This window comes from Polaribacter sp. PL03 (assembly GCF_033875165.1).
Classification (GTDB): Bacteria; Bacteroidota; Bacteroidia; order Flavobacteriales; family Flavobacteriaceae; genus Polaribacter.
In genome coordinates this window covers 492439-506323 of record NZ_JAWZSV010000001.1, presented here as the reverse complement: position 1 = coordinate 506323, position 13885 = coordinate 492439, and the positions used below count along the sequence as shown (strand labels likewise).

The 13885-nt window shown below is 28.3% G+C and carries 15 protein-coding genes; 1 reads left to right on the top strand and 14 read right to left on the bottom strand.

All coding sequences use genetic code 11. From position 1 onward, the window contains the following. Positions 1-28: 28 nt before the first annotated feature. The 13 genes from atpB to trxA form a co-directional block, all read right to left on the bottom strand. Positions 29-1162, bottom strand: a complete 1134-nt coding sequence (gene atpB / locus SHK09_RS02235) for a F0F1 ATP synthase subunit A (RefSeq protein WP_319809143.1) — start codon at positions 1160-1162, stop codon at positions 29-31. Positions 1163-1240: 78 nt separating this feature from the next. Continuing rightward, a complete protein-coding gene (locus SHK09_RS02230) occupies positions 1241-1630 on the bottom strand; it encodes a DUF6168 family protein (RefSeq protein WP_319809142.1) in 390 nt (129 codons plus the stop codon). Then, positions 1623-1841: an AtpZ/AtpI family protein gene (locus SHK09_RS02225; protein ID WP_319809141.1), complete on the bottom strand. Its 219-nt coding sequence runs from the start codon at positions 1839-1841 to the stop codon at positions 1623-1625. The genes SHK09_RS02230 and SHK09_RS02225 overlap by 8 nt, the downstream gene beginning before the upstream one ends. Next, a complete protein-coding gene (locus SHK09_RS02220; protein ID WP_319809140.1) occupies positions 1807-2232 on the bottom strand; it encodes a polymer-forming cytoskeletal protein in 426 nt (141 codons plus the stop codon). Before SHK09_RS02220 ends, SHK09_RS02225 begins: the two co-directional genes overlap by 35 nt. 2 nt (positions 2233-2234) lie before the next feature. After that, positions 2235-4460 carry a tetratricopeptide repeat protein gene (locus tag SHK09_RS02215; RefSeq protein ID WP_319809139.1) on the bottom strand — a complete coding sequence of 742 codons (2226 nt, stop codon included), beginning with the start codon at positions 4458-4460 and terminating at the stop codon, positions 2235-2237. A gap of 187 nt (positions 4461-4647) precedes the next feature. Continuing rightward, positions 4648-5343: an ABC transporter ATP-binding protein gene (locus SHK09_RS02210; RefSeq protein ID WP_319809138.1), complete on the bottom strand. Its 696-nt coding sequence runs from the start codon at positions 5341-5343 to the stop codon at positions 4648-4650. A 22-nt stretch (positions 5344-5365) separates the two neighbouring features. Next, on the bottom strand, positions 5366-6832 hold the full coding sequence (locus SHK09_RS02205) for a DUF5687 family protein (protein WP_319809137.1): 1467 nt from the start codon (positions 6830-6832) through the stop codon (positions 5366-5368). Positions 6833-6884: 52 nt separating this feature from the next. Further along, positions 6885-7592: a hypothetical protein gene (locus SHK09_RS02200; protein WP_319809136.1), complete on the bottom strand. Its 708-nt coding sequence runs from the start codon at positions 7590-7592 to the stop codon at positions 6885-6887. A gap of 2 nt (positions 7593-7594) precedes the next feature. Further along, positions 7595-8242, bottom strand: coding sequence for a hypothetical protein (locus tag SHK09_RS02195; RefSeq protein ID WP_319809135.1), 648 nt, complete (start codon positions 8240-8242; stop codon positions 7595-7597). A 2-nt stretch (positions 8243-8244) separates the two neighbouring features. Next, positions 8245-8901: a hypothetical protein gene (locus SHK09_RS02190; protein ID WP_319809134.1), complete on the bottom strand. Its 657-nt coding sequence runs from the start codon at positions 8899-8901 to the stop codon at positions 8245-8247. 4 nt (positions 8902-8905) lie between these two features. After that, positions 8906-9556: a hypothetical protein gene (locus tag SHK09_RS02185; RefSeq protein WP_319809133.1), complete on the bottom strand. Its 651-nt coding sequence runs from the start codon at positions 9554-9556 to the stop codon at positions 8906-8908. Position 9557: 1 nt separating this feature from the next. Beyond that, positions 9558-9896 (bottom strand): PadR family transcriptional regulator, encoded by a 339-nt coding sequence (locus tag SHK09_RS02180; RefSeq protein WP_319809132.1) that lies wholly within the window; start codon positions 9894-9896, stop codon positions 9558-9560. Between the two features lie 120 nt (positions 9897-10016). Continuing rightward, entirely contained in the window at positions 10017-10376 is a 360-nt protein-coding gene (gene trxA, locus SHK09_RS02175; protein WP_319809131.1) for a thioredoxin, read from the bottom strand. Positions 10377-10601: 225 nt separating this feature from the next. On the opposite strand from trxA, the gene SHK09_RS02170 reads away from it, so the two are divergent. Next, on the top strand, positions 10602-12671 hold the full coding sequence (locus tag SHK09_RS02170) for a prolyl oligopeptidase family serine peptidase (protein ID WP_319809130.1): 2070 nt from the start codon (positions 10602-10604) through the stop codon (positions 12669-12671). 22 nt (positions 12672-12693) lie between these two features. Here the strand turns inward: SHK09_RS02170 and SHK09_RS02165 are convergent, their stop codons facing one another. Continuing rightward, positions 12694-13749 (bottom strand): NAD(P)/FAD-dependent oxidoreductase, encoded by a 1056-nt coding sequence (locus SHK09_RS02165; RefSeq protein WP_319809129.1) that lies wholly within the window; start codon positions 13747-13749, stop codon positions 12694-12696. Positions 13750-13885: the final 136 nt, after the last annotated feature.

Genomic DNA, 13885 nt, shown 5'->3' with positions numbered 1-13885 from the left:
CTTCTATACTTAACTTTCGTTAAGATTTTTAATGATCGTCGTGTTCTTGAACAGCCATTCCAATAAATAACGATGATAACATCGTAAAAATAAATGCTTGTAAAAACGCTACTAAAATTTCAATTACCATTATAAATAATGCCAATGCTAAAGACATTCCTGTAGACGCTACTGGCCCAAATGCTTCTTTCATTGTTACCATTAAGGCAATTAAACTCATTACCACAAAGTGACCTGCTGTAATGTTTGCAAATAAACGCACTAATAATGAAAACGGTTTAATTAAAATAAAACCTGCTAACTCTATTACTGCTAATATTGGTCTTAAGATGTAAGGAACACCTGGCATCCATAATGTATGTGCCCAGAAATCTTTACTTCCGTTTGTTATATAAATTACCATTGTAAATAATGCCAAACAAACGGTTACTGCTATTTGCCCTGTTACATTAAAACCTAATGGTGTTAAACCTAATAAATTCAAAATCCAAATAAAGAAAAATACGGTTAATAAAAAGCCCATGAACTTCTTATATTTCTTCTCACCAATATTTGGTCTTGCTATTTCGTCTCTAACATAAATTACTAAAGGCTCTAGAACACGTCCGAATCCTTTTGGCACTTTTCTAGACTTGTATTGTTTTGCTAACCTAGAAAAACCTAAAAACATTAAAAGACTTGCAAACAAAATACCTACAACACTTTTTGTGATAGAAAAATCTAATGTTTTATGAGCGTTTGTTGCATGATGTTTATCATCATAAGAAACAGTAGTTGCTCCTTTGTCTATTTCATAAATTTTGCTATGAATCTTCGCAAATTTTAATCCTTTTTTCTCAACAATTACATGTCCATCATCATTATGATGAAATTCTGATGACATAAAAGACACCAAACCTTCACTTGACCATAAAATTACTGGTAAAGGAAAACCAAAATGTTTTCTCTCTCCCTCATCCGTAGAATACGAAAAAAATGTAAAATCGTGAGAATCTTTAAGGTGATGTTGAATGTACGCTTTTACTTCTTCTTGAGTATTAACTTGACCGCCATCTTTTTGAGGATGGTTTTTCTTATCAGACTCTGATGCAAAAGTTGTACTTGTAATAACCGCTATTACTGCTATTGTAAGATACTTGATTGTTTTTTGTGCAATCTTCATTGTAAATATACGCTTTCTAAATTCGCCGCAAAGGTACGCAATAATTCAAAATTACAAACTTTTTTTTGAAAATAAAATTTATTGCTTTTTGTTCAAAATTTTTGAAACAAAAAACACCTCTGTTAATAAAAAAATAAAAGTAGGTATTAAGAGCGATATTTTAGTAGCTATTGCTAAATTTTCTCCTTTAATTAGAACGTTATAAAAGGTTGCAGAAAATAACATTATTTTTAATAATAAGGTTCCTAAGTATATAAAACCTAGTTGTTCAGAAATTTTATTAACAGTAGATAACAGTTGTAAATTAACACAAACTAGTATAGAAAAACCTGCGTGGAAAAGGTATAATTTCTTTATAGAAAAGGGTGTAATTATGCCCTCATTTTCTAAAATGAATGTGTGAATATAAAAACCAACTATTGCTAGAATAATAAAAGCTAAAAGTGTATTAATAATGCTTTTAATCATTAATTCTATTGGCTTGTTTAATAAGTGCGTACGTTGCTAAAAAAATAGCAATTAACGTAACTGTAGTTGTTAAAAAAGTAAGTTCTAATTTTTTATCTAACCATTCTCCTAAAAGAAAACCTAGATAAATTGTTAAACCCATTTGTAAACCTGCGCCAGAAAGCTGAATTGCTTTATTAAGCGGTTTTTTCTGAACGTTTTTTTGTTTCATTGTTGTTATTCAATTCTTTTAAAGCACCTTTCATTGCACAAGTTGCGTTAAAGGTTGCACCTGGCTCTATAGATAATTTACCAATAGTTACGTCTCCAGAAATATTTGCTGTACCTTTTATGGTTAAAGTATTTGCAACAGAAAGCTGCCCAGAAAACTTACCTTCTATGTCTGCATTTGTAGATTCTACAGTACCTTTAATTAAACCTTCTACACCAATAATAACTCTTCCTTTTGTCTTTAAAGTTCCTTCTAAAATACCATCTATTCTAAAATCTCCGTCAGACGTTATATCACCTATAAATGTTGAGTTTTTTGCAATAACATTTCTTTCCATAGTTCTAGGTTTACCTTTTTGCTTGTCTTCTTTTTGATCTTTGTTTTTAAACATAACTACTTGTTTAATTGTTTTAAAATTTCTTTTGCTTTCTTTCCTTCTTCTGTATTTCCGTAATTAATAGCAACAAATTCTAATGCATCTTTGTACGTTTCTCTATCTAAGTATTTACCAATTGCGTAAGCTTTTAAAAGTTCGAACTTTGGTTTTAATTTAGAATTTGTAATTGTTGGTAAAATATCATTTACACTAACTAGTACTTTTTTATGTTCTCCTTTTTTATATAAATAATATAATTTCTTATACGTTTTTTCAACTTCACTAACCTTTACGCCTCCTTCTATTTTCTGTTCAGGGTTTTTTATAATTTGTGCAAAAACAGTTTTTGGGTATTCTGTAAGAATTACATTTTTGTAAATCGCTGCTTTTTCAGCTTCGCCTAAATCTTTGTAAACTTGGTATAAGTGCCAATTAATTGGAAGTACAAGGTCTTTTCTTGGGTTTAAAGTTGCAACTCTCTCTAACCTTTGTATTGCTAGTTTAGGGTTCTTAAACTGTTCTTTGTAGATTAAACCTAATTCATACAAAGATTCGTTTCTATTAATCTTTAAAGTGTCTATTTTTTCTTTTTGAGTTGGAATCGTTTCTAAATAACTAACCAAATCATACCTTGTATCTTTTACAACTACAGCAGTAGAATCTTTATCTATACCGCTAAAAACGGTGCTTGCAGACCAACGCCAATTATCTTCTAATTTTCGATTCCCCCAAATTTTCTGATACTCTGTTTTACCAAAGCCTAAAGACTGTGTATTGTAAAAATACCATTTACCTTTATTGTTACTTTTTAAAGAATTTGACAAACCTCCAAAAGCAATCTGATTTAATCTTAACTGCGCAGCTTCTTCATCTTGCTTTTTTAAGTTTTCTATATAATTCTCAAAAAATAATACTTGTGCTGCTTTTGGTAAAGATGCTATTCTAATAATACTATCATTTGTAGCAACTACCTCTTCAAACTTAATTAATGAAGCTAAGTTTTTATATTTTCTTTTTACCCTTCTAATACGCAGGTTTAAACTATCGTTAGAAACCTTTAAAACACTATCGTAATAACTACTTGCAAATTGATATTCTGAATTCTTAAAGTACAAATTACCTAAGTTTTCATATGTAAAACTTTTCTGTTTGTCTTCTCCGTTTTTAGCACGTAGAGACCTATTGTAATAATCTATTGCTAAAGAAATACTGTCGTTTTTTTCATGCAAAGCACCAACTTGGTAATACAATTGATCTAGATATGGTCTATTATCCCTGTCTTTAATCAATTTTTCTAATCGCGTTAAAACACTAGATGAAAGTGAATCGTTAGAAACATTTTTTGCCAATTCTATATTTGCGTGAATTTTATATTTGTAAGGTGCCTTTTTAAAAGCAGTTAATTTATTAAATATAAATGCTGCAGAATCTTTTTTATTCTCTTTCGCATACATTTGCCCTAAAACAAACATATTTCTTGCTGCTTGCTCTTTGTTTTTATGAGTTCTAATTGCTAATGTTAAGTGTTTTTTTGCGTTCTGTAAACTGTCTGATTTTACATAAGCCATTGCCAAAGCAGTATTTGCATCTTCTTTAATTTTATCTGACAAGTCTGCTTCTAAGGTATCTGTAATTACCAATAAAAGTTTCATTGTTTCAATTGCAAATTCTTCATTATCCATTCTAATATTAGACTTTGCTCGCCAAATTTTAGTATCTGCAATTAAATCTGCATTTGGGTAATTTGCAATTACATAATTAAAAGCTTCTACTGCAGGAACAAATCTTTGCGAATAATAACGCGCTTTTCCTAATAACAAATAAGCATCATCTATTTTACGGTTTCTTTCTAAACCGTTAATATTCATACCGTGTCTTTGTATTGCTTTTACAGCTTTTTCTTCTGCTCTTTCAAAAGGACCAGATGCTTTTTCTGTTTCTTCACCATCTTCTTTTCCTCCAAAACCTGCTCCAGGACCATTATTTTTAAACGTTGGCGCAACAATTTTACGATCATCAAACACAATTGGTTCTATTGGTAATTGCTCGAACCAATCATCTTTATAACCTTGGTTAATACCTTCTATTCCTTCTTTAAAAGCTTCTTCACCATTAAATAAAATATTAAAATGAGATGTAAATGCGTGGTAGTTTCTACTAATAACTGTATCTTTTTTTGTGCTACAAGCATATAGTGTTCCCAAAAGAACAGTAAAAAGAAGTATTTTTTTGTTGTGTTTCATAAATTAAAAAACTCTTATCTAAAACTAATTTCTTATGAAAATAGTATAAGTAAGAGTGTAAAAATAGGAATAAAATAAGAATAGAGAGAAATGTGACTATAAATAGTGTTTATTGTTTCTCTTTTTTTTTTTTTGCTGATGAACTTTGGATACAATTTCTATAAAAATAGAAATCTATAAAACGAAATTACAACGCAAAATAACTTTCTAATTCCTCTAAAGTTTCTTCAGATGTTTCTATGTCTTTTACCACATTTCCTTTATCTAATACAACAATACGTTCGCAAACTTCGGTTACGTGTGTTAAATCGTGACTAGATACTAAAACAGTAACTTCTTTATTTTCTGTTAGTTTTTTTATAATTTGTTTTAATCTAATTTGTGTTGTTGGGTCTAGATTTGCAAAAGGTTCATCTAAAATTACAACTTTTGGTTCTCCCATTAAAGCAGCAACAATACCTGCCTTTTTTTGGTTTCCTTTACTTAAATCTCTTAAATATTTCTTTTTCCCAACAATTTCTCCATTAAAAAAATCATCAAATTGGGCTAAAAAATTAGAAACATCCGCTTTATTCATTCCTCTTAAATCTCCAATAAACTCGAAATATTCATCTGGCGTTAAGTAGCTAATAAGAAAAGATTCATCTATAAAAGAACTTGTAAATTTTTTCCAATCTTCACTTTTATGAACACTAATGTTGTTATTAGAAATTTCTCCTGTGGTTGGTCTAACTAAATCTAACAAAACATTAAATAAAGTGGTTTTTCCTGCACCATTGTTACCTACTAAGCCAAAACTTTGTCCTACCGGAATTTCAATAGAATCAACATTTAAAACAACTGTTTTTCCGTATTTTTTTGAAATATTATTTATTGTTATCATCTTATATTGATTTAAAAGTTGGTTAATCTTGTTGTTTAAAGCCGTGAATTGTTATGTACTTATTTTTTTGATATTTTTTTTCTATAATATTCATTATTGGGTTTTTTAATAGAAAAGAAATTATACCAATTATAGCAATGGCTAATACTGCTATATTAAAACCTAAATATTTGTTTACTATAAAATAAACTAACATTGGTATAATTAGTACTGGTATCATTACAATAAATTGCGCAGCACTAGTACCTTGCGTGTTACCAAAACCACTTGCATTTAAATCTATTCTCTTTTTATTAAAAGCGCCCATATAAAGCATTACTAAGGGTGTAAAACCTAGATTAAAGAAAAAACCAGCTACAATTAGTAAATACTTATCTAGACCAAAATATAAATACGGTGTACTTAATACAAATAAAACAGCAGTCATAACACTCATTAAAAACAACTTACTGTCTAAAAACTTACGGTAAGATAAATTTTGAGTCATTAACATTCTATAATGTTCACTATCCCACGCAGGAACAAATTGTCCGTAATTCATAGCAAAACCTCCTGTCATAAAAATACAGCCATATAATTGCCATAATTCTGAATCTTTATACGTTTTTGCTGTAAAAAAAAACAATCCGAAAAGTAGAAAGAAAAACGACATAAGAAAAACAGTTTTTGTTCTCTTATTTCTCCAAATTAAACGCATATCATTTTTAATAAATGGCGCTACATCTCCTATTTTATCTACAAAAGACAAATTAGAGGTTTTAGCTTCTTCTTCCTTTTCTTTTATTGCACCATCTAAATATATAATACTAGATAATTGTTTAAAATTTAAATAATACAACACTGCAAGTAGCACAAAACTAATAATTAACAAAGCAGGGTTTTCATAAACTGAATACAGCAAATTACCAAAGAAACCTGTTATATCAAATAGTTTATATTTAAAAGACAACCATAAAACGGCTAAAAAAACAATTAAAACACCAAAAGCAATATTACTTTTATTAATAAGAAAATTAATAAAATTAAAACATAAGGTTAAAATAAGAATAAACAATGTCCAAGACAGTACACCAGTAACGTTGTAACCTTTAGCTATTAAGACAAAAGCAAACGGTATATAAAGAATTAAAGCACCAGCATTAAAAAAAGAAAATACAGATTTTATTAAAAGATAGTTTACTAATTTCCTTTTTTTTATGGGAAGTAATAACATTGGTTTTATATCCATAACAGGAATTTTCTGCATTAAATATCGCACAATTAAATCTGTTATTAATAAGAAAATTATAAACTTATTAGCCAATATAAAAGGATCTTTTTCTGGGTACTCTTTTTTAAGTAAAAAGTATGCACCTGCGCCTAATGAAAGAAGTCCAAGAAGAATCCAAATTGCAAAAAAACCCATAAAAATTTTTAAAGCAATACTTTTTCCTAAAGATGCAGAACGAAAAAATTGTTTCCATTCTAATTTTAAAAAGCGTAAAATCATAAGTTTAGTAAATTAATTTGATTGGTAATAGGTAGTTTAAAACAAGAATTTGTTACAAACTTTTTGCAAGTTTATATTCTGGGTAGGTTTCGATTAGCAATTCTTCTGCTTTTTCTGGAATTAAATATGCAGTAACATAAAACAACAAAATTATTAATGTAGCAGAAAAAGAAATAAGTAATAACCAATGGTTTTCTATGGAGCTAAAAGAAATTTTAAAAGCATTAATGGTATTAAAAATATTACAAAAAACAAGCCAAGAGAAAACACCTCTTGTTTGCCCAATCATATCTTCTAACAAGAAAACTATGTCTTCATTTTTTACTTTATTTTTTTGATTTCTTCTTGCTTTTCCTTGATTAAATAAATCGAAACCAACTAAAATAAATAAGATTCCTAAAAGAAAATATTCAGAATATTGAATTTGAAAAAAGAAAAATAATGATAGAAAAATAGTTAATGTAATTACTATTTTAGGTAATGTGAACCATTCTTTAAAAAAACGCCATAAAATCTTTCTGTAGCGTTTATTCATCTGTTTTTGCTTAGCTTCCACAACATCCATAAAACCAAAAATCCCGAATTTTTTGAATGATTTTTGCCTTGCATCTTCAAATGATAAATTAGGGTGTTCTTCCCAAATTTCTTCAATATCGTTTGCTAAATGATCTACCAATTCTGTTTGTACATCATAATGATATACATAATGTTTTTTTGTGAACTTGTAGAGTTCTTGTATGTGATTTTGGGTTAATTTCATAACTAAACAATTTTATATTTTCTAATTGCTTCTTTATGTTTTTTATAGAAGTAGAAATAACTAAAAGTCACATAAATAAATGAACAAAACATACCTATATTAATTCCGTTTAATTCTTTTAATCTTGTAAAAAATATTGCTAAAACAATTAAACCAGTAAAAGCTCCTAAACTTTGAGCTTTTAAAATAAAACCATAAGTAGTTTTGACTTTATAATTTCTGGAAAGTAACATATAAAGAAAAGACACAAAGCTTAAAGCTATAATTCCTTTAAAAAATATAAAAAAATTAAATTCTGTTGGATTTTCTATTTTGAAATTAAAATGAGTTAACAATAAAAAAGGCAAAAAATAAGAGGTTAATAAAAACACATATTGTTTCCAATATACTTTTTTTGCTTTCTGAATTACAATTTTTGGTGCAGAAAAACCAAGTCCAAAAAACATACTAGAAGTTTCTTTTAATTGAGGACTCCATTTTTGTCTTGCATTTGCAAATGCATGATGAAATGTAATGTTTGTAGTATTTATCTCTACTTCAATTTCTGATAAAATATGGTCTAAAACTTCAGGCCTTAAATCTATAAAGACGATATTTTTAGAGTCAAGATATTTCTCTACTTTTTGTGTTTGTTCTTTTGTTAATTCCATAATTATGAAATTTTATATTTTTTGATAGCTTCTTTGTGTTTTTTGTAGAAATGGAAACAGATATAAGTAGAAAAAATAGAACTTACTAAAAGCACTATTTGTCCCACTGCAATATTTCCATTTTTATTAAAAAAATCAAAATCGAATAAAAGTATAGCACCTATTAAAAAGTTCCAACTTTGTGTTTTCAAAATAAAACTATAAGTACTTTTTTGCTTTTCTCTAAATTTTAAAATAAACAATAAGGTTGAAGCTATAAAAGTTAACACTGTTAGTATTTTAAAAAAAATATTTAATTCATATTTTATACCTTCATAAAAAACAACATTTATCTTATTCACAAAAAAACTAAATACTAAAACTGCCAGAAAATATAGGAAAAACCATTTTTTAAAATACTTCTTAGCTTTATCTAACACTATTTTTGGTAAAGAATATGCAATTCCAAAATAAAAACTTGAAGTTTGTTTTAAGTGCTTATTCCATGTATCTGTTACATTATAAAAAACAGTTTCAAAATCTAGTTTTTTATCCTCCAATTTTGCTTCAATATCAGAAACAATATGATCAAAAACTTCTGTCCTTATATCTATATAAGTAATATCTTTTACATTTAAATAATGTTCTACTCGTTGTAATTGTCTGTTAGTTAAATCCATAGCGTTAGTTTAACAAGTGTTTGTATTTTTCTAAAATAAGTGTTTTGTGTTTTATCAAAACAAGAAGAGCAGCTAATCCATACATCATTATAAATGAGGAATATATTGTAAAAAAGTAACTATTAGATGTTATAAATTCTCCAATATGTTTTTCTGTAAGTAATTGTACTAAGAAAAAAGGGAGCCAAATTTCTGTTCCTAGAAATTTAACTTCACCCAAGTGTTTTAATGCTTTATTATTTATCATCCCTTTGCGAATAGAAACTAAAAACAAAATAGAACTTAGAATGAATATAGACAAACAAGCAATTTTATTATTTAAGTTTTCATTTAAAAAGTAAAAGAAAAGAATGCTACTTATAACAATTGATAAAAATTTAAAATTAGTAAAAAAACTAAAAAACTGACTCCAAGTTTCCTTTCTATAAGTTTTCTTCATTAGGTTAATTCCGTTAGTAACAAAACTTTTAATAAATTCTAATTCATTAGATAAATATTGAGATAAATTACCGTTTTCTGTAGTTGCTTCAAAAGCTAAAATTAAATGATCTGTTAACTCAATTCTTGTTTCAGTAGAAATACCTTTATACTTTCTTTGTAAATAATCTTCTAAAAAAACCAACTGCTTTTCTGTTATTTCATAGTGTTTTTCCATATTAATCCAAACTAAATTTAGGGTTCACCAATTGTTGCATCGTTTTTAAAAACTCTTGCATTTCATCTAACTTGTTGGCTGTTTCTTTGGCTCCACTTTCTGTAAGTTTGTAATATTTTCTTAAACGATTGCCAACTTTAGCAACCTCTACATCTAACAAACCATCTGCTTCTAATTTGTGTAAAGCTGGGTATAAAGCGCCTTCGGTAATTTTTAATTCGCCTTTGGTTAACTCTTTTACATGTTGTGTAATTTCATAACCATACATTTTATCGTTTGTCTCTAACAACTTTAAAATAATGGTTTGTAAAGAACCTTTGTATAATTTCTGATTTCCCATGCTGTAAATATATACATAATTTCCTTATACATAGAATTCTTATGTATACTTTTTTTTCAATAAAAAAAATCCTGAAAAAATTAATTTTCAGGATTTAAAATTTTTAATCTGTAAGATATTTTACTTTTCTACCTTTAAAACATCTGCAATAATACGTTCTAATTCAGCTTTTGGTAAAGCACCATTTGCCATTTGAGGTTCTCCTTCTGCAGGACAAAATAACATAGAAGGTATACTTCTAATTGCAAAAGCAGCTGCTAATTCTTGTTCTGCTTCTGTGTCTATTTTATAAATATCTATTTTACCTTCGTATTCTTCCGATAACTGCTCTAAAACAGGAGCTAAAGATTTACAAGGTCCACACCAATCTGCATAAAAATCAATTAGTACTGGTCTTTTTCCTTCAAATTTCCACTCTTTATTTTTTTCGAAATTAAATACTTTTTCTAAAAATGTTGCTTTTGTTAAATTTTCTGTCATAATAATTTGTTTTTTCCAACAAAGTTGGAAGTATTCTACATTGTTTTACTACATAAATAGTCGTAAAAACCTCGAAAATATTACAAATAGACTTGGTTTACAACTATTGCAAAGTTAAAAAACGTTAAAACAGTTTAATTATAATCTATAAACTTTAATTTTGATGGTATTAAAAACGATTAATTTTATGTTTACACAGAAGTACATCAACAAAAATATAAAAATTTGAAATACCCAAATACTACTAAAAAACCAATAATTGAAGAATACTTTGGTACTAAAGTAACAGATAATTATAGATGGTTAGAAGATGATACAAGTACAGAAACAGAGGCTTGGGTAAAGGCACAAAATGAAGTTACATTTAATTACCTAGATAAAATTCCTTACAGAGAACAGTTAAAAGAAAGGTTAACAAAACTATGGAATTATGAAAAAGTAGGAACACCTTTTAAAGAAGGAGATTATATCTATTTTTCTAAGAATAATGGTTTGCAAAACCAAGCTGTTGTGTACCGTAAAAAAGGAGAAAGTGGTAATGAAGAAGTTTTTCTAGACCCTAATACATTTTCTAAAGACGGTACAACTTCTTTAGGAGCTTTAAGTTTTTCTAAAGATGGCAAAACTGCTGCGTATTCTATTTCTGAAGGTGGTTCTGATTGGAGAAAAATTATAATTTTAGACGTAGAAAGTAAAACCATAAAAGAAAACACATTAGTAGATGTAAAGTTCTCTGGAATTTCTTGGTACAAAAACGAAGGTTTTTATTATTCTAGCTATAACAAACCAAAAGGAAGTGAGTTGTCTGCAAAAACAGATCAACACAAATTATATTATCACAAATTAGGAACTTCACAAAAAGAAGATAAAATTATTTTTGGTGAAAAGGAAGATGAAAAACACAGATATGTTGGTGGTTATTTAACTGAAGACAATAATTATCTAATTGTTTCTGCTGCTATTTCTACTTCTGGAAACAAGCTATTTATCCAAAACTTATTCGAAGAAAACAGTAAACTAACACCTATTATAACCACTGTAGATAGCGATACACAAGTATTAGATAACAGAGGAAGTAAATTGTATTTACAAACAAATTTAAATGCACCAAACAAGAAAATTGTAACTGTAGATGCAAAAAATCCTACTAAAGAAAATTGGGTAGATTTTATTCCGGAAACAGTAAATGTTTTACAACCAACAACTGGTGCTGGTTACTTTTTTGCCAATTACATGGTAAATGCTGTTTCTAAGGTTTTACAGTATAATTTTAATGGAAATTTAATTAGAGAAGTAAAATTACCAGGAATTGGTGCTGCTTTTGGTTTTGGTGGAAAAACAGCTTTAAAAGAATTGTATTTTTCTTTTACAAACTACAATACACCCAGTGCTGTCTATAAATTTTCGCCAAAAGACGGTAATTATATTTTACACAGAAAATCGGCAATCGATTTTAATTCAGAAAACTATACAAGTAAACAAGTTTTTTACGCTTCTAAAGACGGCACAAAAATACCTATGATTATTACACATAAAAAAAGTGTAAAATTAAATGGAAAAAACCCAACAATATTATATGGTTATGGTGGTTTTAATGTTAGCTTAACACCTGCTTTTAGTCTTTCTAATGCAATTTGGATGGAACAAGGTGGCGTTTACGCAGTTCCTAATTTACGTGGTGGTGGTGAGTTTGGTAAAAAATGGCACGACGCAGGAACTCAACTAAAAAAACAAAACGTTTTTGATGATTTTATTGCAGCTGCAGAATATCTAATTGCAGAAAAATATACTTCTTCAGAGTTTTTAGCAATACAAGGTGGTTCTAACGGAGGTTTATTAGTTGGAGCAACATTAACGCAAAAACCTAACTTAGCAAAAGTAGCTTTACCTGCAGTTGGTGTTTTAGACATGTTGCGTTATCATACTTTTACTGCTGGTGCTGGTTGGGCGTATGATTATGGTACTGCAAATGACAGCAAAGAAATGTTCGACTATTTAAAAGGATATTCACCTGTGCACAATGTAAAAAACGGAGTTAATTACCCTGCAACTTTAATAACTACAGGCGATCATGATGATAGAGTTGTACCTGCACATAGTTTTAAGTTTGCTGCAGAATTACAAGAAAAACAAACAGGAGAAAACCCTACTTTAATAAGAATAGAAACCAATGCTGGCCATGGTGCAGGAACACCTGTTGCAAAAACAATTGCCCAATATGCAGATGTTTTTGGGTTTACTTTATTTAATATGGGTTTTAAAGAATTACCAAATTCACCAAAAGAGAAAAAATAATTAAATTGATAAAAGATAGCTGTTACTTATGGCTATCTTTTTCTTTTTTAGAAATATAATTACACAAATATTTTGCGTCTTTTTTTACACCACCCAAAGTAGCAGAACCTCTTGTGTATAACCAAGGAAGTCCAACAAAAAATAAACCTTCCATATCGCTAACACCTCTATAATTTTTAGGATAATGGTGTTCATCTAACTCAATACCATCAATCCAATTAAAATTTGGTTTAAAACCAGTAGCCCAAACAATATTCTTAATGTCGTTTACTTTTTGTTTTTCAAAAATAATAGCTTCTTCATTTGCATCTATAGTTCTACCAACACAAGTAATATTTTCTTTTTTAAATAATGTTTTTACATCTGTACCAATAACTGGCTGACCGCTATTGCTTAATTTTTTTCCAATCCAAGAGTATTTATTGGCAGATAAAAAACCTGTTTTACTAAACCACCACCACAATGTTTTTCCTAAAAATTCTTGCGGAAGTGAAACAATATCTGTGTTTCCAGAAAAATAGACAGTTCTATTTGTTTTAGAAACTTCATTTAGAATTTGCACTCCAGAGTCTCCTGCTCCAACAACTAACGTTGCGCCTTCTTGCAATTGGTCTGGGCTTTTATAATGTTCGCTATGAATTTGTAAAACGTCTTTAGAAATTTTTGTGTGGCAATTTGGTGTAAAAGGTTTATGAAAAGGACCTGTAGCAATAATTACATTTTTCGCTTCAAATGTTGCTGTTTCGCTTTTTAATGTAAAAACACCATTTTCTTTTTTTAGTGAAGTAATTTTCTGATTAAATTCTACAGGAATATTAAATTTAGAAACGTATTTTTTTAAATAATCTGCAACTTCATATTTATCAGCATAATGTCCTTTTTTATGAGGAAACTTTAAACCAGGCAAACTATTAAACTCAGAAGGTGTAAATAATTTTAGAGAATCCCATCTTTTTAGCCAAGGAGCACCAATTTCAGCATTTGCATCTACTAGTAAGTAATTTGCTTTTTGTTTACTTAAATAATAAGCAATTGCTAAACCAGATTGTCCTGCACCTATAATTATGTAATCCTTCATAAAGTATTTTATAGCCACAAAACTAAGGTATTTAAAAGGTTTACGATGGTATTATAAGAATAGTTCAGGTAAAAACTTCAATAAAATATAAATGATTGCTAATTTGAAATTTAACTATCTTTGGTTAGACTTTTTA